This window comes from Halosimplex rubrum (genome assembly GCF_013415885.1).
Taxonomy (GTDB): domain Archaea; phylum Halobacteriota; class Halobacteria; order Halobacteriales; family Haloarculaceae; genus Halosimplex; species Halosimplex rubrum.
Genome location: NZ_CP058910.1, coordinates 2,117,191 through 2,140,212 on the forward strand (window position 1 = coordinate 2,117,191; position 23,022 = coordinate 2,140,212).

Consider the following 23,022-nt stretch of genomic DNA (forward strand, 5'->3'; position numbering starts at 1 on the left):
CCGGTGGGCGAAACGGAACCGTGTCTACAGCAGGTCGTGCTCGGCGAGACGCTCGACGCCCTCGCGGAGCCGCTCCTCGTCGTTGGCGTAGGCCAGCCGGACCCAGCCGGGGGTGCCGAACGCGCTGCCCGGGACGGTCGCGACGTGGGCTGTCTCGATGGCTTCCTCGGCCCAGGCCACGTCCTGTGCCTGGTCGCCGTCGCCGTCGACGCGGGTGTCGGCGACAGGGAGCATGATGTAGAACGCGCCCTCGGGCGTCGGAACGTCCTTGCCGTGCTCGGCGAACAGGTCGACGAGCATGTCCCGGCGCTCTTCGAAGGCGGCGCGCATCTCCTCGACGGCCTCGTCGGTGTTCGCCAGGGCCTCGACGCCGGCGTGCTGAACGAAGTTGACGGCGCAGGTCACGGAGTGGCCGTGGATCTTGCCGGCCTGGTCGACGACCGACTCGGGCGCGGCGTAGTAGCCCAGCCGCCAGCCCGTCATCGCGTAGGCCTTCGAGAAGCCGTTGAGCGTGATCGTCCGGTCTTCCATGCCCTCCAGCGTGCCGATGCTGGTGGCTTCGGCGCCGTCGTAGGTGATCTCCTTGTAGATCTCGTCGGAGATGACGGTCACGTCGTGCTCGACGGCGATGTCGCGAACCCCTTCGAGGGCCTCGTCGGAGTAGACGGCGCCGTGGGGGTTGCCCGGGGAGTTGACGACGAGGATCTCCGTGTCGTCGGAGACCGCGTCGGCCAGGTCGTCGAGCGCGGGTTCGAGCTGGAAGTCGTACTGTGCGGTGTCGACGCGGGTGAGCGAGCCGTCCGAGAGCTTGACCATCGCCTCGTAGGAGACCCACGCCGGGTCGACGAGTGCGACCTCGTCGCCGTCGTCGATCAGGGTCTGGAACACCTCGAACAGGCCCTGCTTGCCGCCGGGGGTGACGACGACGTTCTCGGTGCCGTACTGGGAGAGGCCGTCGCCGTGCAGTTTGTCGACGATGGCGTCTTTGAGTTCGGGGATGCCGTTGGAGGGGGTGTAGCCGGTGTGGCCGGCGTCCATCGCGTCCTTGGCGGCCTGCTTGACGTTCTCGGGGGTGTCGAAGTCGACGATGTCGCCGACCGAGAGGTCGACGACGTCGACGCCCTCGCCCTCCAGCTCGGAGGCCTTGTTGCTGATCGCGACGGTCGCGCTCGGTTCGATCCTGTCGACGCGTGCTGCGAAGTCCGGGTCCATAGTTTGTGGTGTGTGTTCGGTGTCGGTCGGTATCGGTGCGCTCAGGGAAGGTCTTCGACGAGGTCGACGGCGCTGTCGACGACGGTCGTGCCGTAGTCGGTGCGCGCCTTCGCCTCGGCCGCGCTCATGCCGGGACCGATGACTCCGAACGCGACCGGGGTGTCACGGTCGAGGCTCACGTCGGTGAGTCCCTGGGCGGCGGCGTCGGCGATGACGTCGTCGTGGTCGGTGTCGCCCTCGACGATAGCGCCGAGGACGGCGACGGCGTCGATATCGTCTCGACGGGCCAGTCGGTCGGCGGCCAGCGGCGTGTCGTAGGAGCCGGGCACCTCGACGGTCGCGACGATATCGGCGTCGCGCTCGGCCGCCGCCTCCCGCGCCGCGGCCTCCATCCCGTCGATGACCGACCCCTCCTTGTCGAACTGGGCGACCACCAGACCGAGCTGTACCATATCCGGGGCGAAGCGAGCGCGCATAAAAGAACTACCGAACCGGACCCGACGCGGCCGTCCGGTCCCCGCTGCCGACCCCAGAGAGACACGCTTATTCCGTCAGGTAGGCAACCTGGCGGCAATGACACTCACCTCGCCCGGACCCACGCTCGGCGTCGTCGGCGGCGGCCAGCTCGGCCGGATGCTCGCCGAGGCGGCCGCGCCGCTCGGCGTTGAGGTCGTCGTCAGCGACCCCACCCCGGACGCGCCGGCCGCGCTCGTCGCTCGCGACCAGGTCGTCGGCGACTTCGACGACGCCGAGACGGTCCGCGAGCTCGCCGAACGCGCGGACTATCTCACCTTCGAGATCGAACTCGCCGACCCGGACCTCCTCGAAGAAGTCGCCGCGGAGACCGACACGCCCGTCCACCCCGACCCCGAGACGCTGCGGATCATCGAGGACAAGCTCGTCCAGAAGCGCCGCCTCGCCGACGCGGGCGTCCCGGTCCCCGACTTTTGCGAGGTGGACTCCGCCGACGAACTCCGGGAGGCGCTCGACGACCTGGGCTACCCGGCGATGCTCAAAGCGCGGAAGGGCGGCTACGACGGCCGCGGGAACGTCCCCGTCGAGTCGCCCGACGACGTGGACGAGGCGTTCGCCGAGATCGTCGACGCCGCCCAGGGCGGCAGCCCCGAGGACCCCAGCGGCGTCGCGATGGTCGAGGAGATGGTCGACTTCAAGCGCGAACTGGCGGTGATGGGGTGTCTCGGGAGCGAACGGTGGGGTGACGGCGGCGAGCCCGAGCGCGACACGTTCCCGGTCACCGAGACGATCCACCGCGAGGAGATCCTGCGCGAGACCCGCTCGCCGCCCGAGGCCGACGAGGACGTTCGCGAGCGCGCCCGCGAAGTCGCGCTCGACGTCCTCGACGTGATGGAGGGACGCGGCGTCTACGGCATCGAACTGTTTCAGACGAGCGACGGGGAGATCCTGCTCAACGAGATCGCGCCCCGGCCGCACAACTCCGGCCACTGGACCATCGAGGGGTGTCACACCTCGCAGTTCGAACAGCACGTCCGCGCCGTGACGGGGCGGCCGCTCGGCGACACGGGCCGACGCGCGCCGACGGTCTCGACCAACATTCTGGGCGATGTCGACGATCGACAGGGCGCGACGCTCTCGGGCGAGGACGCGATTTTCGAGGCGCCGCGCGCCCACCTCCACTGGTACGGGAAAGAGGAGGTGTACCCGCTGCGGAAGATGGGGCACATTGCGCTGGTCGGCCGCACGGATGCAGCCGTCGACGACCTCCTCGCGGATGTCCGTGAAGTTCGCGACGGACTGACGTTCGAGCAGTAGCTTCCGAGGGCCGCGCCGGTCCGAACCGCACAGATTACGGCCCCCGCCCGCGCAGACTCGCCCATGACCGCCGACTCCGTCCAGTCGATAATCGACCAGCTACACGACCAGGCCGAGATGGACCTGCCGAACGAAGAGACGCCCGACGTGGGCATCGTCATGGGGTCGGACTCGGACCTGCCGACGATGGCCGGCGGGCAGGGCAAGCGCCCGGGCGCCTACGCCGCGCTCGCCGACGAACTCGGCTTCGCCGAACAGACCGACTACGAGGACGCCCCGGAGAGCCGGTTCACCTTCGAGACGTTCGTCGTCTCAGCCCACCGGACGCCCGACCTGATGTACGCCTATGCGGAGACCGCCGAGCCCCGCGGGCTCGATGTGATCATCGCCGGCGCGGGCGGGAAGTCCGCAGACCTGCCGAACATGACCGCCTCCATCGCCTATCCACTCCCCGTGATCGGCGTCCCCGTCCAGGAGAAGTCCGTCGACTCCGTCATCGGGATGCCCCAGGGCGCGCCCATCACCGCCGTCGACGCCGGCAAGTCGTTCAACGCCGCGCTCACGGCGGCCCAGATCCTCTCCCGGCAGCACCCCGAGATCCGCGAGCGCCTCGTGGAGTATCATCAGGGACTGCAGGAGGACGTGGGCGAGGTGTCCCGCGACCTCCACGAGATGGGGACGCCGGGGTTCAAAGACGAGTACTGGGACGCGGAGTAGCTCGAATCGCCGGCCCTACGCCGGCTTCCGCCCCGATATTACCCGCACTTCGTCGCCCTGTTCGAAGGGACCACCCAGCTCGGCGAGTCGCTCGCGCAACTCCGCCTCGAAGGCCGCTTTCTCGTCGCCGAACGTCGCCGGCGAGCAAAAGGAGAGCGAGAAGACGTAGCCGACGATCCCGTCGACGGACCACTCGCGGGTTCGCTCGAAGGTCGCCGTCTCCACGTCGGCAAATCCGTGGTCTGCGAGCAGTTCGTCGTAGGGGTTCTCGTAGGGTTCGGTGCGCGGGCCAGTGCGTTCGGGAAGGTCGTCGAGATACGACGCCGCGGCCGCGTACACCTCGTCCTGCCACGCGCGCTCGCCGCTCGTCAGCCACTCCGTGTCGCCGAAGATGGCGACGCCGCCGCCCGGAGCGGTCAGCTCGAAGATGCGGTCGAGCGTCGGGCCGCGGTCCATCCAGTGGAACGCTCGCCCCATCGTCGTCACGTCGACCGGCCCGAGGTCGCCACCGAGGTCCGCGTCGGAACCGACGACCCACTCGACGTTCTCGATCCTCCGGTCGCGCGCGCGACGCCGGGCCTGTTCGAGCATCGCCTTGTTGGGGTCCATCCCGACGGCGGTGCCGACGCGCGCGGCCAGGGGGAGGGTGATCTGGCCCGCGCCGCAGCCGAGGTCGAGCGCGCGCGAGGTCTCGACGTCGAGGGCGAACCGCTCGGTCAGGGACTCGAAGGGCGCTTCCCCGTACCCGGGGCGGTGGTCTGCGTAGTACGATTCGGCGCTCTCGAAGGGGTCTCCGGGGCCGTCTTCGGACATGGGGAGATCGCTCGGGTGTCGGAGGTGGACGGTCGGACGGTTCAACGTGTCGATGGACGCGACCAACAGCCGGAGCCCTCGGGCGCCCGTCGTTCGGTCGGGTCCAGTCGCCGTACCCGGATTTGACCCCTCTAGACGGCACGGAGACGGGCGCTCCGGGACGGTCTGGTGGGGGGATCGAAGGCACCGGCCTCGGGGACGCTACGGGACGCGAACGGGAGACCTGGCCGGCTCAGGCGCCGACGACAACAATCAACCCTTATATGGCCCCACACCAAACCGTCGAACGATAGAGAGTCATGAGTAACCCATGGATAGCCATCGGGGCGCTCGCCGTCGTCGCGCTCGCCATCCCCATCAGCATGATGGTGGTGTCGTCGCTGCTTCGGCCGAGCGTGCCGGAACAGGGGAAACGCGCCGTCTACGAGAGCGGCGAGATCCCGACGGGCGACACGCGCATCAAGTTCAACATTCAGTACTACATGGTCGCGCTGTTGTTCGTCGTCTTCGACATCGAGACCGTCCTCATCTTCCCGTGGACGGTCATCTACCGCGACGCGGTCGCCAACGTCGGACTCGCCGAGGCGCTGGTCCCGATGCTCGTCTTCATCGGTATCCTCGTCATCGGCCTCGGCTGGGCGTGGCGTAACGGCGCCGTCAAGTGGATCCGCAGCCCGCGCGCGCAAGCACAGCGGGTCGAACAGTAACCATGAGCAGCGACCACACACCAACGGCCGACGGCACAGAGACGCAATCGACCCAGGAGGCGCGGCTGGGTGAGGGAGCGGACGACCGGTTCAACTCGACGTTGCGGGAGGCGTTCGGCTCGACCCCGTTCATCCTCACGAAGTTCGACAAGTTCATGAACTGGGTGCGGGGCTCGTCGATGTTCATGCTGCAGTTCGGGATCGCCTGCTGCAGCATCGAGATGATGCACACCTACGCGGTCAAACACGACCTCGACCGCTTCGGCGCCGGCGTCCCGCGCGCCTCGCCGCGGCAGGCCGACGTGATCATCGTCCCGGGGACCATCGTCTCGAAGTTCGCCCCGCGGATGAAGCGCGTCTACGACCAGATGCCCGAGCCGAAGTTCGTCGTGTCGATGGGGTCGTGTACCATCTCCGGCGGCCCGTTCCAGGAGGGCTACAACGTCATCAAGGGCGCCGAGGAGGTCATCCCGGTCGACATCCACGTCCCGGGCTGTCCCCCGCGTCCCGAGGCGCTCGTCTACGGCGTCGCCAAGCTCCAGGAGCGCATCGCCAACGGCGAGTCCGCCCCGGTGACGGTCAAGCCCTACGAGCTGGAGCAGTTCGGCGACCTCGAACAGGACGAGCTCGTCGACAAGCTCGCCGACGACATCGACGAGGAGGACCTGGTCATGCGCTACAACTGGAGTGACTCGCCATGATTTCCGATAGACGGTCTCGGTCGCTTCGCTGCGCGAGCTGCGACTATCGACCTCACGCTCGACACCGGAGGTGTCTCGCATGAGCCTGGAGGAGCCCGAGAGCGACATCCTCGCCACGGAGGAGCAGGTCGGCGTCTCCGAGGGCGAGGTCGACTACGACGAGCTCGCCGCGCTGCTCGGCGACACGGTGATCGACCGCGAGCGCCACGTCAACGCCGAAGGCTTCGTCGTCCGCCCGGACGAGGTGCAGGACGCCCTCTTCGCGCTGCGCAACGAGGCCGGCTTCGACCACTGTTCCTGTGTCACGGCTCAGGAGTACGACGACCGCTACGAGTCGATCTACCACCTGAAGAAGTACGACGACCCCACCCAGGAGGTGTCGGTCGTCGTCCCCACGTCGAAAGACGACCCGGTCAGCCAGAGCGCCGAGCCGGTCTACCGGACGGCCGACTGGCACGAGCGTGAGGCGTACGACCTCGTCGGCATCGACTACGAGGGCCACCCGGACATGCGGCGGATCCTCCTGCCCGAGACCTGGCAGGGCCATCCGCTCTCCCAGGACTTCAGCGGCGAGGAGCCCCAGGTCGTCACGCTGCGCGAGCACGCGAACCCGCTTCAGGAGGACCACCGCGGCCAGGACGACACGGACACGATGTTCCTCAACATCGGTCCCCACCACCCGGCGACACACGGCGTCCTCCACATCGAGACGGTGCTCGACGGCGAGCAGGTCGCCGACCTCGACCCGGACATCGGCTACCTCCACCGCTGCGAGGAGCAGATGTGCCAGCAGGGCACCTACCGCCACCAGATCATGCCCTACCCCGACCGGTGGGACTACATCTCGGCCGGTATCCTCAACGAGTGGGCGTACGCCCGCGCGGCCGAGGACCTGGCCGACATCGAGGTGCCCGAGTACGCGCAGGTCGTCCGGACGATGTCGGCGGAGCTGTGCCGGATTGCGAGTCACATGCTCGCGGTGTCGACGTTCGCGCTGGACATCTACGGGGACTTCACGGCCCTGTTCATGTACGGCATCCGCGACCGCGAGGCGGTCCAGAACATCCTCGAGGACCTGACCGGTCAGCGGCTGATGTTCAACTACCTGCGGCTGGGCGGCGTGGCGTGGGACCTGCCCGAGCCCCGCGAGGAGTTCTTCGAGAAGATCCGCGACTTCGTCGACGAGCTCCCCGAGCGGCTCGCGGAGTACCACGACATGATGACCTCCAACGAGATCCTCCAGATGCGGACGGTCGACACGGGCGTCCTGCCCCCGGAGGAGGCCAAGTCCTACGGCGCGACCGGCCCGGTCGCCCGCGGGTCGGGCATCGACTACGACCTGCGGCGGGACGACCCCTACGGCTACTACGACCAGCTCGACTGGGACGTCGTCACCGAGGACGGCTGTGACAACTTCGCGCGCCTGCTCGTCCGCCTGCGCGAGGTCGAGGAGTCGGCCCGCATCATCGAGCAGTGCGTCGACCTGCTGGAGGACTGGCCGGAGGACGAGCGGGAGATCCAGTCGAACGTCCCGCGGACGCTGCGCCCGGACCCCGACACGGAGATCTACCGCGCGGTCGAGGGCGCCAAGGGCGAACTCGGTATCTACATGCGCTCGGACGGCACGGACAAGCCGGCGCGGTTCAAGATCCGGAGTCCGTGCTTCTCGAACCTCCAGACGCTGCCGGTCATGTCCGAGGGTGAGTACATCCCCGACATGATCGCCTCGCTCGGCAGCCTCGACATCGTCCTCGGGGAGGTCGACCGGTAATGGCGCCGCTGCAGTCCGCGACGCCGTTCCCGAAGATCATCGCCGACCTGCTCGGGCTCGACACCAACGAGACGTGGGTGATCGTCGTGACGAGCATCGCCGCCGCGGGCGTCATCGCGACGGTCCTGCTGTCGATGACGGCCGTGCTCGGCATCTGGGGCAAGCGGAAGATCACGGCGGCCTTTACCGACCGCATCGCCGTCAACCGTCACGGCCCCTACGGGCTGCTGATCATCCCCGCGGACGCCGTGCGCCTGCTCTCGAAGGAACTCATCGTTCCCGAGGGCGTCGACCGCCCCGCCTGGGACCTGGCACCGCTGATCATCGCCAGCTCCGCGCTGCTCGGCTTCGCGGTCATCCCGTTCGGCAACAACCTGCAGCTGGCCGACCCCGAGACGGGGCTGGCCTTCGTGTTCGCGGTCGCGTCGATCGCGTCGGCGGGCCTGCTGATGGCCGGCTACGCGTCGAACAACAAGTTCTCGTTCCTCGGCGGGCTGCGCGCGGTCGCGCAGAACCTCGCCTACGAGATCCCGCTGGTACTGACGGGCGCGTCGGTGGTCATCTTCGCCGGCTCGCTGCAGATGTCGACCATCGTCGAGATGCAGCGCCAGACGCTCGTCACCCTCGGCGGGATCCCGATCCCGTCGTGGTACGCCTTCGTCAACCCCTTCGCGTTCGTCCTCTTCCTGATCGCGAACCTGGCGGAGGTCGGGCGCAACCCGTTCGACATCCCGGAGGCGCCGACGGAGATCGTCGCCGGCTACCAGACGGAGTACTCGTCGGTGTACTTCGTGCTCATCTACCTCGGCGAGTTCATCCACATCTTCCTCGGCGGCGCGATCATCGCGACGATCTTCCTCGGCGGCGCCTCGGGGCCGGTGCTCCCGGGCGTCGTCTGGTTCTTCGTCAAGATGGTCTCCGTCTACCTGTTCACGCAGTGGGCGCGCTCTGCGGTCCCCCGGCTGCGTATCGACCAGCTGATCCAGGTCGGCTGGAAGGGCATGCTCGTCCTTTCCTTTGCCAACCTGGTCCTGACCGCCGTCATCGTCGGGGTGGTCAACGCGTGACCCCGACACCGACGGCGCGCGGAGGTGACTCCCAATGATAGGCATCCTCAAGTCGATGGCAACGACGATGAAACACGCGCTCGACGGCGAGACGTTCACCGTCGAGTATCCCGAGACCCCGCCGGAAGTGAGTCCGCGCTTCCGCGGCGTCCACAAGTTCAGCCAGGAGCGCTGCATCTGGTGTCGCCAGTGCGAGAACGTCTGCCCGAACGACACCATCCAGATCGTCACCGACGACCAGCGCAACGGCGAGCAGTACAACCTCCACATCGGCCAGTGCATCTACTGCCGCCTGTGCGAGGAGGTCTGCCCCGTCGACGCCATCCTGCTCACGCAGAACTTCGAGTGGACCGCCGACACCAAAGACGAGTTCGTCCTCGACAAGGAACAGCTCAAGAACGTTCCCTGGTACAAGGACATCGACCCGCTCGAATCCCGTGAGCCTGACCGGGGCGGCTGGATCGGCGAAGGCGACGGCGAAGTGGACTATCAGTAAGCGGCTGTCCGTTTCTACTGTCCGCGCGAACGGAGCGAGCGCGGTTCCCCGGACGCGAGCGAGCGAAGCGAGCGAGTCGTCCGGATTTTTCGCCCACGTTTTTCGAGTCGAGCGGGACCGGAGGTCCCGCTGACCGTGCGAGTGGGCGCCGAGCGCCCACGAGCAGAGAGCGGTTCCCGCAGGGAGCGTAGCGACCGAGGAAACCCGACGAGAAAAAGGTGGTGGCCGTCGACCCGCTCGAATCCCGTGAGCCGGACCGGGGCGGCTGGATCGGCGAAGGCGACGGCGAAGTCGACTACCAGTAGCCCGCCACTCGTTTTCTGTCCGCGCGAACGGAGCGAGCGCGGCGGTTTCTGCCCGCGAGCGCAAATGCGGCGTCGACCCAAATAGCGATAGGGCCTCGGCCCGAACACGACAGTAGATGAGTGCAGATTCGCTCGACCTGTACGAGACCCAGCGGCGGACGCTGACAGTGCTGGTGAACGAGTACCAACAGCGCGATTCGCCGGTGAACTCGACCGTCCTCGCCGAGCGGATGGACCGAACGCCGGGGACGATCAGGAACAAGATGCCCCAGCTGGAGTCGCTGGGTCTGGTCGAAGGCGTCGCGGGGCCCACCGGCGGATACGAACCGACGGAGAAGGCGTTTCAGGTCCTGAATCGGGATCCGGACACCGAGCGCGAGCCGGTGACGGTCGCCCACGACTTCGAGCGCGTCGACGCGACCGTCGAGAGCGTCTCGTTCACGAACGTGAACCACCCGACGGACTGCCGGGCCTGGGTGGAGTTCCAGACGGCCATGCCGTCGCTCGAAGTCGGCGACCCCGTCGCCATCGGTCCGACCGCTCGGGCGGGCCTCGTCGTGGCCGGCGAAGTTCACACCACCAACGACACCGGCAACCGGATCTCGCTGACGATCAGTCGGATGGAGGCGCCGGTCACCGACGAGTGAGACCGCGATCGCTCACCGGTGGCCGTCAAAAAACATGAACTTTTATTATGGATCGGTGCTTCGGAGGAGATAGACCGATGTCACGGACGCCGCTCGTCGTAGCTGTACGCTGATTCTCTCCCCAGACGGCGCCGTCCAGTTCGCCGACCGCCCTTCGACATCACACCGCAGATGAGCACACACGCGACCCCCGAGACCCGAGACGGATCGACAGCAGAGAGCACGTTCGGCGAGCCCGAGCCCAAGATCGAGGCCGACGCCGAGAGCGATTCGAGCGTCGACGAGCCGGCGCCGATGGACCCGTTCGACGCGCACGACGCGGCGGCGACGTTCGGGTCTTCGACCGAGCGGCTGCCCAACACGGTCGACGCGGAGAACGCGTATCTGGGCCAGTAGGAGAGGTATCGGTCCGGTCGGGGACCGAGAGCACCGTTCAGTTCGCGTTGTAAGCCCGATTTTCCGGCGGAGAGTCGCTCGCGGACCTCGCGTCACTGCATCGTGACGTAGGTGAGAAAGAGCAGCGCGAGGAACTGCAGGGCGCGGAGGACGACGACGGCCTGCTGGGCGACGGGGTCGGCGGCGTAGAGCATCTGCATGCTGAAGAAGTAGTAGATCGCGACGAGGTTCTCCAGCAGCATGACGCCGGCGAAGGCGAGCAGGCCGAGGATGAGGTTGGTGCCGAACGTTCGGTAGTTACGCAGCCAGACGACGCCGAGCGCCACCAGTAACAGGGCGTTCAGCCCCGCGAGGGCGGTCGCAACGGTGAGCCAGGTTCCCATCGCCATGATATCACTCGATTTGGTCGGTTATGGTCTCGAACTCCTCGCGGTGGCGGTCGAACCGGTCCGTGAGGAAGTACATCGCGCCGTAGTCGTCGCCGCCGCGCTCGACCACGTCGTGGTCCAACAGGACGTCGAGGTGGTGTCGCACGGTGTTGTAGTCCACGTCGAGTTCCTCGGCGAGCTGGTTGGCGTTGCGCGGCCGGTCGTCGATCAACCGGATGATCCGCGCCCGGTTCTCGCCGCCGCGCGTGCCGGCGAGCAGATACCAGAGTGCCTTCTCCATCGACGCTCGTACCGTCCTGTCCTCCGCCTGCGATTTAGGCGTGCTGGTTCCTCCCACGAGCCCCGCGCGGCCGTCCGCCACCTCACCCCACGCTCCCCGGGTCGACCGTCCGACTCACCCAGCCGGTCGCCCCGCTGGGGTAGGCGTCCCGCTCCGTCTCGGGCTGGACCGTCCCGGTGCCGTCCGTGGCGCGGACGACCACCTCGTGGCTGCCATCGGGCGGGTCGTAGGCGTAGCGCCACTGGCGCCAGGCGTCCGCGGCGTGTTCGGGCGGGTCGTCGACCGCGCCCGTCGGGCCGGGTAGCCGTTCGGTGAGCTCCGCGTCCGTCCAGGTGTCGCCGCCGTCGGTCGACACCTCGACGCGCTCGATGCCCCGGGTGCCCGCGTAGGCGTGGCCGCCGACCGCGAGTCGGCCGTCTTCGGTCCGGGCGGTCGCGTGGAGCTTGGCGACGGTCTCGACGGGACCGGTGCCGTGCCACCCCTTCCGTTCCCAGTAGCCGTCGGCCTCGCGTTCGAGGAACGCGATCTCGGTGATCCACTTGACGCTGATCTCCCCCCAGTGACCGGGGACGAGCAGGCGGACGGGCGCGCCGTGGCTCCGCGGGAGCGGCTCGCCGTTCATCCCCAGGGCGAGGAAGCCGGTCTCCAGCGCTTCGAGGGGGAACTCCTCGTAGTAGTCGTCCGCGGCCCGGACCATGACGCAGTCGCAGTCGGAATTCGGCTTCGCCTCCTCGATCAGCGGGGCGAGGGGGACGCCGCTCCAGACGGCGGTGTCCAGCTTCTTCCCGTTGAGCGACTCGCCGACGCAGCGGAGCGCGACGAACCGGTGCTGGAACTCACGCTCGGCCAGATCGTCGTAGTCGTACGACGGCTCTTCCTCGACCTCGCCGGTGACCGACAGCGACCAGTCGGCGGCGTCGGGCGTCGGCGAGACCGAGCTGTAGGAGACGTTGAAGAAGCGCTCGCTGACGAGCGGCTCCAGCCCGTCGAACTCGAAGGTCCGCTCCGCCGCGGCGGCGAGCTGGTCGTCCGCGTCGAACGTCGGGACCTCGACGTCCCCGTAGATCGCGGGGTCGCTGCGCCGGCGGTCGCCGTCGCCGGTGTCGCCGCCGTTCGGGTCGCCACCGGCCGCTGCGGTCCCGTCGCGGCCGACGACGTACCCCAGGGCGCTCGCCCCGACTGCGGCACCGACGGCGGTTAGCACGCGTCGGCGTCCGCCGGACGGAGTCCGGGCCGCGGGTCCGCGGGACGCGGAGACGTCGGTCACGGCGAGGACGACGCCGGCGCCGACCGCCGCGCCGAGCGAGAGGACGGGTCGGCCCGTCAGCGCGGCCGTCACCCCCCAGACGAGCGCCGGGCCGCCCAGCAGCGGGACGACGCGCTCGTCGAGCCGCCGGCCAGCCGTGACCGCGACGACGACCGCCTGCGCGTACAGTACCACGACGACCGCCCCCGCCATGGCGAGGTTGAGCTGCTGCCCGAGGTCGCCCAGCACCGTGATCGCGAAGGCGATCAGGAACCCGGGCATCACCCGCGAGAGCGTGCTCTCGACCGGTGCGACGACGAACCCCGGTGCGAAGCCGACCGCGGCGAACGAGCCGAGCAACGCGGCCGTGCCCGCGGCGACGGCGATGGCGACCGTGCCGGCTCCCGGCGGATACCGGTCGGCCAGCGGCGTGTCTCCTGTCATGGTTCCCACTGGCGACTACCCACGGATAGGCGTTGTTCGAAAACCGCTCGGACTCTCTCTAGAATTCGTTCGGGTTGACCGGGCCCGCGGTCGGGACCGGCGAGGCGGACCGCCGGAGAACAAGGCTCAAGCGCCGCCGGTCCGAGGCGAGGATATGAGCGACGCCGGCGGCCGACCCTGTCCGATCTGCGAGCGGCCGATGACTCACCGTCACTGCAAGTACGTCTGTCCGGAACACGGCGTCGTCTACGACTGCGCGGACACCTTCTACTGAGCGCCGGCCTCGGTCGCCTCCTACCGGACGTCGACGCCGAGGTCGTAGCGCTCGCGGACGACCCGGTAGGTCGGTCCGGCCAGCAGGAGCCCCGAGACGGCCGTCGCGGCGGCGACCAGGGCGATCCCCTGGTCGAGCCCCTCGACCGAGAGCGTGTGCATCGACGCGCCGGCGACGACGGCGCCGACGATCCAGGGCGTCTCGCCGACGAGCGTCCCAGCGAGGTACGTCCGCGGAGATATCCCGGAGAGCCCGGCCGCCGAGGAGATCACGTCCGACGGGATCGGGGCGAGTCGCGCGGCCACGAGCCCGCGGAAGCCGCCGGTCGCCGCGACCACGCGGTCGCCGACACCGGCCGTCCGTCCGAGGATCCCCTCGTCGGTCCGGAACCGGCGGGCGACCAGGAACGGCGTCGCCGTGGAGACGGCGAGCCCCGCGGCGGCGACCGGGACTCCGATCGCCACGCCGTAGACGTACCCGACCGTCAGCGAGAGCAGACTGACCGGCCACAGGACGAGCGGTCGGGCGACGTAGAGGACGGCGAGCACGGCGAGGAAGCGCCAGGGGTCGGCCGAGAGCGCGACGAGCGACTCGAGTACCGCGGCCGGCGAGAAGACCACCGCTCCGGCCGCGAGCGCCACGGCGACGGCCGCGAGGCCACCCACCTGCCGGCGCGTCGCTCGACTGACTGCCATCGTTTCCGGTCCAGTCCCCGCCGGCACAAGTCTTGTGGTCGCCGCCACGCTTCGGGGGGATCGCGGCCGGACCCGGAAACGCTTACTTCGCGGGCGACCCCACCGACGCACGTGGACGACCGCGTCGAACTCGGCGTCGAGCTGCTCGCCCACCTCGAACACGCCGAGCTGTCGCTGGCTGAGGCCGTCGACCGCATCGAGACCGTGACCAGCGACCCCGCGGTCACCCGCGAGATCTTAGAGACCGCCGAGCGTCGCGGGGTCATCGACCGCGAGGGCGACACCGTCGTCCCGACGACCGGCGACTACGTCAGTTTCGACGGTGGCGACGTGGTCAGCGAGGAGGGTGAGTTCACCTGCCAGCGCTGCGGCGCCGGCATCACGACGGGCTACTTCATCGAACTCGACGCCGGCGACCACGGGCCGTTCGGCTCCTCGTGTATCAGGAAAGTCACCGGTCGCGACGAGGACTGACCGCCGCTCCGGACCCGCCCCGTACCGACCGCTACTCCGAGTCGCGCCGCTGGACCAGTTGCTTGAGCGCGCGGTGTTGCCGTTTGAGCAGTTCGTTCTGGCGGTCGACCGCGTCGGTCAGCTCGTCCAGCCGCTCGGCCATCGCCTCGAACTCCTCGCGCGTGACCGGCGCGGGCTCCGTCCCGTCGGCCGCCGTCGCCGTCGAATCCGCCGCCGAGCGCGGTGTCGATGCGTCGTCGGACCCCTCGGCGGCGTCCGCGGTCGCGGTGCGGTCGGCCGAGGCGTCGCCAGCCCGACCCCGGGTCGAGCCACCCGCCTGGCCCGCCGCGTCGGCCCGCTGGGTGCTTGCCTGCCCGGAGTCCCCCCGCTGAGAGGGGGGACCCCCGCCCGCTTGCCGGGAGCCCGCCTGCTGGGCGTCGGGAGGCGAGGTGTCGGTCGCCGCGCTGTCGGCCTCGCTCCGCCGGGCGTCCGCACCCGCGTTCGACTCGGCGGTGTCGACCGGCTCCGGCTCGGGCGCCGATTCCGCGTTCGCCGGTTCGGCGCTCGAATCGGCTCGGTCGGGGGAGTCACCTCCCGCCGCTCTCCCGGCGCTCCCGTTCGGTCCCTGGCCGTCGTTCGGATCTGGGGACTCCGACGCGGTTCCTGCGTTCGCGTCCGACCCGCGAGTCGCCGGCTCGCTGGTCCCACCGGCGTCGGCATCGGCGGTCCGGCCGCCCGCTGTGTCGGGCGACCGACCGGCGGTCGGGTCGGAGGACTGCCCGCTCGGCCGCTCGTCCGGCTCCCGGGGCGACCGTTCGGCCGAGCGGTCGTCGTCGACGAGTCGCTCGTCGGCGTCGACGGACTCGGTCAGCTCGGCCTCGTCGCTGACGAGCGGGTCGAAGTCGTCGCCGAACGAGAAGTCGTCGCCGCCGGCTTCGGTCGCGGAGTCGACGCCGCCCGCGTCCGCGTCGTCGGCGCCGACGACGCGGTTGAGCTCGTCGATGTTGGCCACGTCGTAGTAGTTAAAGAGCGCCCCTTCGAGCGTCTGCCGGACGACCGGCGCCTTGTCGTTGGGCACCTTGATCCGCTGGGGGCGACCGCCGACCGAGAGAGCGATGCTGGTGGCGACGCTGGCGCGTTCGAACTCCAGCCCCGTCACGTCGTCGTAGGCGTAGACCTCGTAGTCCTCGGACCAGACCTGGCTGCCGATGTGTTTGATCAGCCGCCCCTCGGCGATGATGAGCGTGAGTTCGCTGAACCGATAGACGCCGGCGAGCGACTCGCGGGCCTCGATGACGCCGTCGAGCTTGAGGACGCCCTCGAGGAACAGTTCGAGCACCTTCTCGCCGCGGTTCGCGGGGACGGTGAACGACTGCGTGCCGTCGATGTACTGCATGGTGAACTTCGTCTTGCGGCGGCCCTCCGAGACCGCGAGCTGTTCGATGTCGTGGGAGTACTCCTCGACCGCCTCGTCGCTGAGCAGGCCTTCGCCGCGGTAGACGAGCGTTCGCGTCGGTGTGAGACAGACCGCGTCCTCGTCGCCGAGCGAGACGCCGGCCTGGATCTCCTCGCCGTCGAGTGCCCCCTTGACGAGGTCCGGGATGTCCATGCGTGAGGTGTACCCGTCCGAGTGCATAAATCCGGGGGTGGGAACCCGACGGCCGGCCCGCGAGCGGACGCGCCCCGCCCCGAACCGATCACCGAAACGACGGGACGGCGGGGCCGCGACGGCGGATCGTCGGCTGAGATGAGAAGGTTAAAGACCGACACCGCAGTATCCACGAGTGCGCCCGGGTGGCTTAGCTGGACATAGCGCCGCACTCATAGGGTTTCCTTGCGCGGCAGGCCGGCATGCCCCCACGAGGCCCGTCAGCCTCGGACCTGGGACATGCGGAGATCGAGGGTTCGGAGCCCTCCCCGGGCATTCTCTACCGTCGCGAACCTCGTGTGAGCGGCAGCTACGCAAAATGCCCGGGCGGACGAAGAACCCACAGGTTCTGCGCGAACGCGAGTGAGCGCAGAGCAGGAAAATCGAAGATTTTCCGTGGTTCGGAGCCCTCCCCGGGCATACTTTCCGTCGCTCGTATCCGAGAGTGACGACTACACGGCGAGGCGGTACGGAGAGTGGTAAAGCGATGCGGACGGGCGGCGCGCGGAACGCGGAGAAGTGTCGGATCGGGAGCGCGACCGTCGCTCAGGCGTCGCCGGGGAACTCCTGGAAGAGCGTCTCGAAGTCCTCGCTCTCGCTGAGGTCCGAGACCGTCCGGTCGGCCTCTTCCCGGAGGTCTTCGACCTCGGATTCGAGCCGTTCGTACTCCGCGCTGTCTTGGAGCTCCACGAAGTCCTTCTCGGCCTCGAGAGTCGCCTTCTTCGAGGCGAGCGAGAAGAACTCCTGCATGCGCTCGTCGTAACTCTCCCGGTCGAGCATCCGCTCGGCCGCGCCGTGGAGGTCGTCGAGCATCACCGGCTTGGTGAGGTAGTCGTCGAACGGCATCTCGACGATGTCGAAGTCGGGGTCGACGGCGGTCACCATCACGACCCGGCACTCGAGTCGGCGCTCGCGCAGCGTCTCGAGGACCTCGTCGCCGTTCATCTCCGGCATCTGCCGGTCGAGAAAGACGATGTCGACCGCCTCGTCGGCCTGGTCGAGCGCCTCGTGGGGCCCGTACGCTGTCCTGACCTCGTACTCCTCTGCCAGCCAGGTCGAGTACAGGTCGGCGATGTCGCGCTCGTCGTCCACGACGAGCACGGTTTCGTCTCCGGAGTTGCGGTTCGGCGTTGTCATCGTGAGTCCCGTGATTTGGACGGACGGATTATCGACTATCGGACGAACCAGTGCATAAAACCACCCCATCGATTATCGTGTGTGAAAACCGGATCGAGGGACCGGGCGCTTCGACCGGGTCGATCCGTCCCATCGACGGCGTTATGTCGGCGAACGCCTTGGTGTCCATCGATGGACGGAGCGTCGGACGACCCGCGGCGGATCCGGACGCTGGCGGTGACCGCCGAAGACGTGGTCGCCGCGCTGGAGGCCCGGGCTCAGCGCGACCGACCGGTCGTGTTGCGGGCGACGCCGCCGTTCAGCGGTCGGATGCGCGCTCGCTTGCACGTCGCGACGGGCGAGTACGACGGGTCGCCGGCGCCGCTTCACGTCGACCCCGAATCGTTGCTCGACGACGCGGCGCCGACTTACCCGCGGCCGGCCGACACCGAGGACGAACTCCGAGCGGAGCCCGACACCGAGTACACCGTCGAACGCCACCACGACCGCCACGCGGACGCCGTCGCGACCTGGCGGGAGACCGTCATCGACCACGTCCGCGACACCGCCACCGTCGAGACACCGTACGGCCCCCACGAGGTCGGGGTGTCGCTCCTCGGCTGAACCGACCGCACGAACGCGTACGTTCGCCAACCGATCACACAGTACTCGTCAACCGATCGACGAGATTGGATCTACTCGTTCGATAAAACGTCTCGCCGTTTCTCCGTCGGCGATGAAACGAAATACGGGGTTAGTAAAACGTCCATACGCGCCCGTCGTTCGTGTGAAACGTTGTGAAATAACCGGAAGACTCGGACGGTTATAAGGTAATACCGCGCTATCGTGGAAGTACGAGGTTCCCCCGCATGTCAAGTCGCTCGTCCGACCTCACGTCGTCGCTCGACCAGGCCGATGTCGGCGTCTCAGACGCCGGCAGAAGCATCGTCGCGCCGATCACCGGCGCCGCCTTCTGGGCGGCCGTCGCCCTTCCTTTCCTCCATCTGCCGCTGTTGCTGGCGACGGGCCTGTCCGCCGAGCCGTACACCGACGCGTTCGTCGCGCTGCTGGCGCTGAACGTCGTCGCACTGCTCGTCGGCCATCCGCACTACCGCGACTGACCCGCCGAGCGACCGCCCGGCCACCTCCAGCCGGACGGTCGCGCCCTCGGGACCGCCCTCCGGCGGAGCGACCCTCCTTCCCTGACCGCTACTCATCGGAGCCGGCGATCGCCGCTCGCAACCGCGGGATCTCCCGTCCGAGCGCCCGACGCTCGATCAGGACGAAGCCGCCGAAGAGACAGCAAAAGCCCGCCGCAGTCCAGCCGTCGACGACCTCCTCCAGGAACTGGAAGCCGGTGACGGCGGCGATCAGCGGGACCGCGCCGACGGCGACGGTCGCCCACTCGTCGCGGCCCCGCGGACACCAGCGGTCTGCCCGCAGGGCCGCGTACCCCAGCGTCACGACGCCGGCCACGTCGTAGCGCAGCGCCGCGAACAGGACCGGCGGGAACGCCGACAGCCCCGGCTTGATCGCCACGAACGCCGAGCCCCACAGCGCCGACAGCGCCAGGAACAGCCCGAGGTTGCGGTACGTGGACACGCGCCGCAGTTCGGGTGATCGGGCCTACCCTTTCGGCTTCGACTCTCCGACCGGTCGAAACCGGACGACTGGAACGGGACGGACCCCCCGAATGGCAGTGTTCAGATAAGCCGATTCCATGCGAACGCGAAAGAGCTAAGCCAGTCATCGGCGGTTGCTGGATCGACATGACTGAAACAGTTTGAGAACGAATTAGTTCGGCGTTTTACCTCGCGAAAGACACGTTCGACGCTGTTGCGATTTCCATGGCGTTCGTATCTGAAATCGAGGCCGTGTCGGTCGCAGGCTTCTTTCAGCGGAGTGGCGCCGTCGACGAGAAACACGGCATCGTCGACATCGTGTTTCTCGCGGAGTTCACCGAAGAACATCTCGGCGAGAGCGTTCGTTCTCGTCGGTTCAAGCTTCGTGTGGAGTAATTCGTTCGAATCGGGATCGACGGCGGCGTACAGCCAGTACTGCTCGCCGTCGATCCGGATCACGGTTTCGTCAACCGCAACGTGATCCGGTGACCGACCAGCCTCCGGCTGTAGATCGGCCTTGTGAACCCAGTTGTGAACGGTCGAACGAGCACGATTGACACCGAATACCTCTAGAAACGAAACAGTATTCGAAAGCGAAAGTCCAGCAAGATGCAGCTGAATACTGAGCTTCATCAGCAGCTTCGGTGTCGCCTCGCGTTCAACAAACGCTAAGTCAATCTCGTCCAAACATCCACCGAGGCGGTCGTTTTCGGGCATAGATCACTTTGAAAACGTACCGCCTCACTCTTCATCCTTATCTGAACACCGCCCCCTGTACGGGCGAAACTTGCTTGACAAGCTGATATCCAATCCGGACTGTTTTGAAAATTTGGTTCAAACACGATCGTCATGAATCGACTGAGGCCCTTGGGTAGATCCACGAAACCGCGCTAATCGAGTATTTCGAGTGCCTATACAGCACTCAACCCCACCACGGAGTTGTGCTGTTCGTCACGCTATCAACGACCAATTAATTGTACTGCCATGGATTAATGGCGGCCCTGTGCCGCTCTCGTTTCTCTATTTTTGATTCAGAATCGGGGATCGCCGTATTTCTGTATGACCTGCGGTCACACTCTAATATCGACGTTGCTTGCATCTAATGGGTGAGGACGGCACGTGTATCCACGGTTTCGGGACGCAAGAGAAGTTCGTCTTTCCGGGTGAGATGGTATGGACCCCGACGCCACACTTACACATATAGAACACCGAGAACAGATATGACCGCACAAAGAGTTCCAACGAGCGTCCCAGGATTAGACGATGTTCTCAGTGGCGGGTTGCGCGAAAATCATAATGCACTGATTCGGGGGCCACCAGGTGCGGGCAAAACCATCTTCGGCTTACATTTTCTCTCTGACGGCGTGGACAACGGGGAAACAGCGTTATATATCAATCTGGGTGAACCAGGCGATTACGTCAAAGAGACCGTCGAACATTTTGATCTCAACCCGGACGGAATCCATTTCCTCGACCTCTCTCCATCTCACGAGGATTTCGACGAGGGCGAAAACTATTCCGTGTTCTCCTCAGCTGAAGTCGAACAGCCCTCGTTTATCGAAGAACTCCGCAGCACCGTCGAGGACCTCAATCCGGATCGAGTACTGCTCGACCCGATTACCGAATTCCGCTACCTGACGACAGATGAACGCCAGTTCCGAAAACAGATTTTGAGTTTTCTTGATTTCCTCAGGGACAACGGCGCGACGGTGATATTCACGTCGCAGGCCTCCGACTCGCTGTCTGACGATGATCTCCAGTTCCTCACTGATGCGGTCATCAACCTGGAAACCGATATCGAGGGATCGACACTCCACATCTCGAAATTCCGTGGCTCCTCCTACCAACGGGGAAAGCACTCCTACGAAATCACGGATGACGGAGTCACCGTCTTCCCGAAACTCCAGCCGGGGAAGTGGGACCCCGAACAAATGGCTGAGACATCGGACAAACTCTCTTCGGGGATTCCCGAAGTGGACGAACTCCTCAAGGGCGGAATTGATGCCGGGACCGTGACGTTCGTCAGTGGCCCCACCGGGGCAGGCAAAACCACCACCGCGTTACAGTTCATCAAAGAGGCCGCCGGCCGCGGCGAGCGAAGTGTGATGTATTCGTTCGAAGAGTCACCAGAAACTATCCAAAAACGCTCCCGGTCGATCAATCTCCCCATCGAAGCGATGCTCGAACAGGGAACGCTCTCCATCGAAGAGATCGCCCCGAACGAGTACACGCCAAACGAGTTCACATCACAACTCAAGACCGCCGTCGAAGACGACGAGGTGCGTATCGTCCTGATCGATGGCCTCCAGGGGTTCAAACAGAACCTTCGTGGGTACACGACGGAGCCGGAAGACGTGCTGCTCCGAATCGTGCGGTATCTTCGGGCCGCCGGCGTCTCGACCATTATTACGAACGAGGTCAGCAACATCACTGGCGAGTTCCGCGTCACCGAAGAATCAGTGAGCAACCTCGCGGACAACATTCTCTACATCCGATACGTGGAAATGGAAAGCGAACTCGGCAAGGTCATCGGCGTGTTGAAGATGCGAACGGGAGATTTCGAGCGCAGTCTCCGGGAGTTCGAAATCACGGAGTATGGGATCCGCGTCGGCGACCCGCTCGAACACATGCAGGGCATTCTCACTGGAACGCCCAGTTTCCAAGAAGACCAAAACGACGAACGGTCCCGCGATGGAGACTGAATTCCCCCTCACCGAGGATATTCGCTCAAATCGGGATAGTAGAATTTCAACCGTTTTGGTTCGAACTGCAGACGAGGGAAATCGTCGCCAACTAACCAGATGGCTCACCGAGCAGGAATCGTATGATAGAGTGGAGACGGATATTCGGACCGGCGAATTCGATTGCTGTATTCTGGATTGGGCGACACTCCTCGACAATCAGGGTGCCATTCGAACTCGAAAACAAGCGGAGCGAATTCCGCTTCCGTTCGTGTTGCTCGTCCCGGAGCAACGGGCAGACGAGATAACCAAAGCGCTTCAGGACGATGCCCGTGACTTACATTCGCTAGTTGACGAACTACTTCGAATGCCGGTCTCGGAGCTTGAATTAGAACAACGACTCGAATCGGTTCTCAGAGCGCGTCATCAAGCGGTTGTCCTCGATGAAGAACACGAACAACTTCACGCGATCCGGGACAACCACCGCGGGCATGGAGTCATCCTCACGAACACGGATGGCATCATCGAGTACGTGAACCGTGGCTTCGAACAACAGTCGGGATATTCGAACGAGGAAGTGCTCGGAAAGACGCCGAACGTTCTCAACTCGGGCGAACACGACGAGTCCTTTTTCGCAGACCTCTGGGAAACGATCACCTCGGGAGAGAAGTGGCACGGGGAAGTGATCAACGACCGCAAAGATGGGGAGCAATATGTTGTCGATCAAGTAATAGTGCCGCTCACGGGGCCGGAGGGTGAAATCGAGCAGTTTGTGGCGGTGAATCACGAAATCACGGAATTGCGGGAGTTAGCGAACTCGCTGAACGAGCAGCGCGACCAACTCGAACTCCTCAATCGCGTGTTACGGCACGACATTCGTAACGATATGAGCGTAATACTGGGATGGATGGAAATACTGGATGCCCACGTGGATAGCGACGGCGAAGAGATGCTCGACCGGGTACTCACGTCAGGACGGCACGTCGTCGAACTCACGGACGTTGCCAAGACTATCGTCGAGGCGATCTTCGAAGAAGAAGATGTTTCGCTCGAATCGGTAGAGTTGGGATCGCTTCTCGAAACTGTCATCGAGACCCGAAAAGAGACGTTCGATCAAGCGACGATACGGATGGACGGCCGACCACCGGCCGTTACTGTTGAGGCCAACGAGATGCTGTCGGCCGTCTTCCGGAACCTGATCAACAACGCCGTTCAACACAACGACGCGGACGAACCGAAGGTCACGATTTCCTCGCAAGTAGACGATGGCTCGGTTCGTATCCGAGTTGCAGATAACGGGCCCGGAATCCCTGACGACCAACGAGACCAAATCTTCGATAGCGACGAGAAGGGACTGGACAGCACGGGGACGGGAATGGGGCTGTATCTCGTCACTAATCTGGTCGATATGTACGATGGCTCGGTCTGGATTGAGGACAACGACCCGCATGGGGCGGTGTTCGTCGTGGATCTCCCCACGAGTGACTCATCCAGTGGTGATGCCAGTGAGTGAGAATACAGCAGATCTGTTCGGAAACTCTAGCAGACGGT

Annotated in this window: 25 protein-coding genes, 1 tRNA gene and 2 pseudogenes; 17 read left to right on the forward strand and 11 right to left on the reverse strand. The window is 66.1% G+C overall.

Annotated elements, in window-relative coordinates:
• Positions 1 to 24: 24 nt before the first annotated feature.
• Complete coding sequence (locus HZS55_RS10520; protein ID WP_179911629.1) at positions 25 to 1,212, reverse strand: pyridoxal phosphate-dependent aminotransferase; 1,188 nt, start codon at positions 1,210 to 1,212, stop codon at positions 25 to 27.
• Between the two features lie 41 nt (positions 1,213 to 1,253).
• Positions 1,254 to 1,664 (reverse strand): 6,7-dimethyl-8-ribityllumazine synthase, encoded by a 411-nt coding sequence (ribH, locus tag HZS55_RS10525; protein WP_179911630.1) that lies wholly within the window; start codon positions 1,662 to 1,664, stop codon positions 1,254 to 1,256.
• Positions 1,665 to 1,785: 121 nt separating this feature from the next.
• Between ribH and HZS55_RS10530 the strand changes: the two genes are divergently transcribed.
• Both HZS55_RS10530 and purE read left to right on the forward strand, forming a co-directional pair.
• Positions 1,786 to 3,003 (forward strand): 5-(carboxyamino)imidazole ribonucleotide synthase, encoded by a 1,218-nt coding sequence (locus tag HZS55_RS10530; RefSeq protein ID WP_179911631.1) that lies wholly within the window; start codon positions 1,786 to 1,788, stop codon positions 3,001 to 3,003.
• Positions 3,004 to 3,066: 63 nt separating this feature from the next.
• Positions 3,067 to 3,720 carry a 5-(carboxyamino)imidazole ribonucleotide mutase gene (gene purE / locus HZS55_RS10535; RefSeq protein WP_179911632.1) on the forward strand — a complete coding sequence of 218 codons (654 nt, stop codon included), beginning with the start codon at positions 3,067 to 3,069 and terminating at the stop codon, positions 3,718 to 3,720.
• A gap of 15 nt (positions 3,721 to 3,735) precedes the next feature.
• On the opposite strand, the gene HZS55_RS10540 is transcribed toward purE, so the two are convergent.
• Positions 3,736 to 4,533, reverse strand: a complete 798-nt coding sequence (locus tag HZS55_RS10540) for a class I SAM-dependent methyltransferase (protein WP_179911633.1) — start codon at positions 4,531 to 4,533, stop codon at positions 3,736 to 3,738.
• Between the two features lie 299 nt (positions 4,534 to 4,832).
• On the opposite strand from HZS55_RS10540, the gene HZS55_RS10545 reads away from it, so the two are divergent.
• From HZS55_RS10545 to HZS55_RS10580, 8 genes and pseudogenes are all read left to right on the forward strand, one after another.
• Positions 4,833 to 5,240 carry an NADH-quinone oxidoreductase subunit A gene (locus tag HZS55_RS10545; RefSeq protein WP_179911634.1) on the forward strand — a complete coding sequence of 136 codons (408 nt, stop codon included), beginning with the start codon at positions 4,833 to 4,835 and terminating at the stop codon, positions 5,238 to 5,240.
• A 2-nt stretch (positions 5,241 to 5,242) separates the two neighbouring features.
• Positions 5,243 to 5,941, forward strand: coding sequence for an NADH-quinone oxidoreductase subunit B (locus tag HZS55_RS10550; protein ID WP_179911635.1), 699 nt, complete (start codon positions 5,243 to 5,245; stop codon positions 5,939 to 5,941).
• A gap of 79 nt (positions 5,942 to 6,020) precedes the next feature.
• A complete protein-coding gene (locus tag HZS55_RS10555; protein ID WP_179911636.1) occupies positions 6,021 to 7,712 on the forward strand; it encodes an NADH-quinone oxidoreductase subunit D in 1,692 nt (563 codons plus the stop codon).
• An 8-nt stretch (positions 7,713 to 7,720) separates the two neighbouring features.
• Positions 7,721 to 8,779: a complex I subunit 1/NuoH family protein gene (locus HZS55_RS10560; protein WP_179911845.1), complete on the forward strand. Its 1,059-nt coding sequence runs from the start codon at positions 7,721 to 7,723 to the stop codon at positions 8,777 to 8,779.
• Positions 8,780 to 8,813: 34 nt separating this feature from the next.
• On the forward strand, positions 8,814 to 9,275 hold the full coding sequence (locus tag HZS55_RS10565) for a NuoI/complex I 23 kDa subunit family protein (RefSeq protein ID WP_006885363.1): 462 nt from the start codon (positions 8,814 to 8,816) through the stop codon (positions 9,273 to 9,275).
• Between the two features lie 227 nt (positions 9,276 to 9,502).
• Positions 9,503 to 9,580: pseudogene (locus HZS55_RS10570) on the forward strand (NuoI/complex I 23 kDa subunit family protein); the annotation flags it as partial.
• A gap of 116 nt (positions 9,581 to 9,696) precedes the next feature.
• On the forward strand, positions 9,697 to 10,227 hold the full coding sequence (locus tag HZS55_RS10575; RefSeq protein ID WP_179911637.1) for an HTH domain-containing protein: 531 nt from the start codon (positions 9,697 to 9,699) through the stop codon (positions 10,225 to 10,227).
• Positions 10,228 to 10,398: 171 nt separating this feature from the next.
• The gene (locus tag HZS55_RS10580; RefSeq protein ID WP_179911638.1) at positions 10,399 to 10,623 is read left to right on the forward strand and encodes a hypothetical protein; all 225 of its coding nucleotides are present in this window, start codon (positions 10,399 to 10,401) and stop codon (positions 10,621 to 10,623) included.
• Between the two features lie 92 nt (positions 10,624 to 10,715).
• Here HZS55_RS10580 and HZS55_RS10585 read toward each other — a convergent pair whose 3' ends face one another.
• The 3 genes from HZS55_RS10585 to HZS55_RS10595 form a co-directional block, all read right to left on the reverse strand.
• On the reverse strand, positions 10,716 to 11,012 hold the full coding sequence (locus HZS55_RS10585) for a hypothetical protein (protein ID WP_179911639.1): 297 nt from the start codon (positions 11,010 to 11,012) through the stop codon (positions 10,716 to 10,718).
• Between the two features lie 4 nt (positions 11,013 to 11,016).
• A complete protein-coding gene (locus HZS55_RS10590) occupies positions 11,017 to 11,292 on the reverse strand; it encodes a winged helix-turn-helix domain-containing protein (RefSeq protein ID WP_179911640.1) in 276 nt (91 codons plus the stop codon).
• Between the two features lie 82 nt (positions 11,293 to 11,374).
• A complete protein-coding gene (locus HZS55_RS10595; RefSeq protein WP_179911641.1) occupies positions 11,375 to 12,982 on the reverse strand; it encodes a molybdopterin-dependent oxidoreductase in 1,608 nt (535 codons plus the stop codon).
• Positions 12,983 to 13,136: 154 nt separating this feature from the next.
• On the opposite strand from HZS55_RS10595, the gene HZS55_RS22935 reads away from it, so the two are divergent.
• Positions 13,137 to 13,256, forward strand: coding sequence for an HVO_2523 family zinc finger protein (locus HZS55_RS22935; protein WP_006885078.1), 120 nt, complete (start codon positions 13,137 to 13,139; stop codon positions 13,254 to 13,256).
• Positions 13,257 to 13,276: 20 nt separating this feature from the next.
• Here HZS55_RS22935 and HZS55_RS10600 read toward each other — a convergent pair whose 3' ends face one another.
• Positions 13,277 to 13,951 carry a TVP38/TMEM64 family protein gene (locus HZS55_RS10600; protein ID WP_179911642.1) on the reverse strand — a complete coding sequence of 225 codons (675 nt, stop codon included), beginning with the start codon at positions 13,949 to 13,951 and terminating at the stop codon, positions 13,277 to 13,279.
• 111 nt (positions 13,952 to 14,062) lie between these two features.
• Here HZS55_RS10600 and HZS55_RS10605 point away from each other — a divergent pair, with 111 nt between their 5' ends.
• Positions 14,063 to 14,425 carry a DUF5830 family protein gene (locus HZS55_RS10605; protein ID WP_179911643.1) on the forward strand — a complete coding sequence of 121 codons (363 nt, stop codon included), beginning with the start codon at positions 14,063 to 14,065 and terminating at the stop codon, positions 14,423 to 14,425.
• A 31-nt stretch (positions 14,426 to 14,456) separates the two neighbouring features.
• Here HZS55_RS10605 and HZS55_RS10610 read toward each other — a convergent pair whose 3' ends face one another.
• Positions 14,457 to 16,013 (reverse strand): DUF7115 domain-containing protein, encoded by a 1,557-nt coding sequence (locus tag HZS55_RS10610; protein WP_179911644.1) that lies wholly within the window; start codon positions 16,011 to 16,013, stop codon positions 14,457 to 14,459.
• Between the two features lie 179 nt (positions 16,014 to 16,192).
• Between HZS55_RS10610 and HZS55_RS10615 the strand changes: the two genes are divergently transcribed.
• Positions 16,193 to 16,328 (forward strand) — tRNA-Met (locus HZS55_RS10615).
• A 270-nt stretch (positions 16,329 to 16,598) separates the two neighbouring features.
• Here the strand turns inward: HZS55_RS10615 and HZS55_RS10620 are convergent.
• Positions 16,599 to 17,189: a response regulator transcription factor gene (locus HZS55_RS10620; protein WP_179911645.1), complete on the reverse strand. Its 591-nt coding sequence runs from the start codon at positions 17,187 to 17,189 to the stop codon at positions 16,599 to 16,601.
• Between the two features lie 171 nt (positions 17,190 to 17,360).
• On the opposite strand from HZS55_RS10620, the gene HZS55_RS10625 reads away from it, so the two are divergent.
• Entirely contained in the window at positions 17,361 to 17,792 is a 432-nt protein-coding gene (locus tag HZS55_RS10625; RefSeq protein ID WP_179911646.1) for a hypothetical protein, read from the forward strand.
• A gap of 245 nt (positions 17,793 to 18,037) precedes the next feature.
• Entirely contained in the window at positions 18,038 to 18,289 is a 252-nt protein-coding gene (locus tag HZS55_RS10630) for a hypothetical protein (protein ID WP_179911647.1), read from the forward strand.
• A 220-nt stretch (positions 18,290 to 18,509) separates the two neighbouring features.
• On the opposite strand, the pseudogene HZS55_RS10635 reads toward HZS55_RS10630, so the two are convergent.
• Together HZS55_RS10635 and HZS55_RS10640 are read right to left on the reverse strand one after the other, a co-directional pair.
• Positions 18,510 to 18,770: pseudogene (locus HZS55_RS10635) on the reverse strand (DMT family transporter); the annotation flags it as partial.
• A gap of 101 nt (positions 18,771 to 18,871) precedes the next feature.
• The gene (locus tag HZS55_RS10640; RefSeq protein ID WP_179907913.1) at positions 18,872 to 19,507 is read right to left on the reverse strand and encodes an IS6 family transposase; all 636 of its coding nucleotides are present in this window, start codon (positions 19,505 to 19,507) and stop codon (positions 18,872 to 18,874) included.
• Positions 19,508 to 20,010: 503 nt separating this feature from the next.
• On the opposite strand from HZS55_RS10640, the gene HZS55_RS10645 reads away from it, so the two are divergent.
• Both HZS55_RS10645 and HZS55_RS10650 read left to right on the forward strand, forming a co-directional pair.
• Positions 20,011 to 21,492 carry an ATPase domain-containing protein gene (locus HZS55_RS10645; RefSeq protein WP_179911649.1) on the forward strand — a complete coding sequence of 494 codons (1,482 nt, stop codon included), beginning with the start codon at positions 20,011 to 20,013 and terminating at the stop codon, positions 21,490 to 21,492.
• Complete coding sequence (locus HZS55_RS10650; protein WP_179911650.1) at positions 21,482 to 22,984, forward strand: ATP-binding protein; 1,503 nt, start codon at positions 21,482 to 21,484, stop codon at positions 22,982 to 22,984. Before HZS55_RS10645 ends, HZS55_RS10650 begins: the two co-directional genes overlap by 11 nt.
• Positions 22,985 to 23,022: the final 38 nt, after the last annotated feature.

Bases quoted from the DNA above. Each gene is read 5' to 3' on its own strand.
- HZS55_RS10520 (WP_179911629.1), bottom strand. From the start codon at position 1,212: ATGGACCCGGACTTCGCAGCACGCGTCGACAGGATCGAACCGAGCGCG.
- ribH (WP_179911630.1), bottom strand. From the start codon at position 1,664: ATGGTACAGCTCGGTCTGGTGGTCGCCCAGTTCGACAAGGAGGGGTCG.
- HZS55_RS10530 (WP_179911631.1), top strand. From the start codon at position 1,786: ATGACACTCACCTCGCCCGGACCCACGCTCGGCGTCGTCGGCGGCGGC.
- purE (WP_179911632.1), top strand. From the start codon at position 3,067: ATGACCGCCGACTCCGTCCAGTCGATAATCGACCAGCTACACGACCAG.
- HZS55_RS10540 (WP_179911633.1), bottom strand. From the start codon at position 4,533: ATGTCCGAAGACGGCCCCGGAGACCCCTTCGAGAGCGCCGAATCGTAC.
- HZS55_RS10545 (WP_179911634.1), top strand. From the start codon at position 4,833: ATGAGTAACCCATGGATAGCCATCGGGGCGCTCGCCGTCGTCGCGCTC.
- HZS55_RS10550 (WP_179911635.1), top strand. From the start codon at position 5,243: ATGAGCAGCGACCACACACCAACGGCCGACGGCACAGAGACGCAATCG.
- HZS55_RS10555 (WP_179911636.1), top strand. From the start codon at position 6,021: ATGAGCCTGGAGGAGCCCGAGAGCGACATCCTCGCCACGGAGGAGCAG.
- HZS55_RS10565 (WP_006885363.1), top strand. From the start codon at position 8,814: ATGATAGGCATCCTCAAGTCGATGGCAACGACGATGAAACACGCGCTC.
- HZS55_RS10575 (WP_179911637.1), top strand. From the start codon at position 9,697: ATGAGTGCAGATTCGCTCGACCTGTACGAGACCCAGCGGCGGACGCTG.
- HZS55_RS10580 (WP_179911638.1), top strand. From the start codon at position 10,399: ATGAGCACACACGCGACCCCCGAGACCCGAGACGGATCGACAGCAGAG.
- HZS55_RS10585 (WP_179911639.1), bottom strand. From the start codon at position 11,012: ATGGCGATGGGAACCTGGCTCACCGTTGCGACCGCCCTCGCGGGGCTG.
- HZS55_RS10590 (WP_179911640.1), bottom strand. From the start codon at position 11,292: ATGGAGAAGGCACTCTGGTATCTGCTCGCCGGCACGCGCGGCGGCGAG.
- HZS55_RS10595 (WP_179911641.1), bottom strand. From the start codon at position 12,982: ATGACAGGAGACACGCCGCTGGCCGACCGGTATCCGCCGGGAGCCGGC.
- HZS55_RS22935 (WP_006885078.1), top strand. From the start codon at position 13,137: ATGAGCGACGCCGGCGGCCGACCCTGTCCGATCTGCGAGCGGCCGATG.
- HZS55_RS10600 (WP_179911642.1), bottom strand. From the start codon at position 13,951: ATGGCAGTCAGTCGAGCGACGCGCCGGCAGGTGGGTGGCCTCGCGGCC.
- HZS55_RS10610 (WP_179911644.1), bottom strand. From the start codon at position 16,013: ATGGACATCCCGGACCTCGTCAAGGGGGCACTCGACGGCGAGGAGATC.
- HZS55_RS10620 (WP_179911645.1), bottom strand. From the start codon at position 17,189: ATGACAACGCCGAACCGCAACTCCGGAGACGAAACCGTGCTCGTCGTG.
- HZS55_RS10625 (WP_179911646.1), top strand. From the start codon at position 17,361: ATGGACGGAGCGTCGGACGACCCGCGGCGGATCCGGACGCTGGCGGTG.
- HZS55_RS10630 (WP_179911647.1), top strand. From the start codon at position 18,038: ATGTCAAGTCGCTCGTCCGACCTCACGTCGTCGCTCGACCAGGCCGAT.
- HZS55_RS10640 (WP_179907913.1), bottom strand. From the start codon at position 19,507: ATGCCCGAAAACGACCGCCTCGGTGGATGTTTGGACGAGATTGACTTA.
- HZS55_RS10645 (WP_179911649.1), top strand. From the start codon at position 20,011: ATGACCGCACAAAGAGTTCCAACGAGCGTCCCAGGATTAGACGATGTT.
- HZS55_RS10650 (WP_179911650.1), top strand. From the start codon at position 21,482: ATGGAGACTGAATTCCCCCTCACCGAGGATATTCGCTCAAATCGGGAT.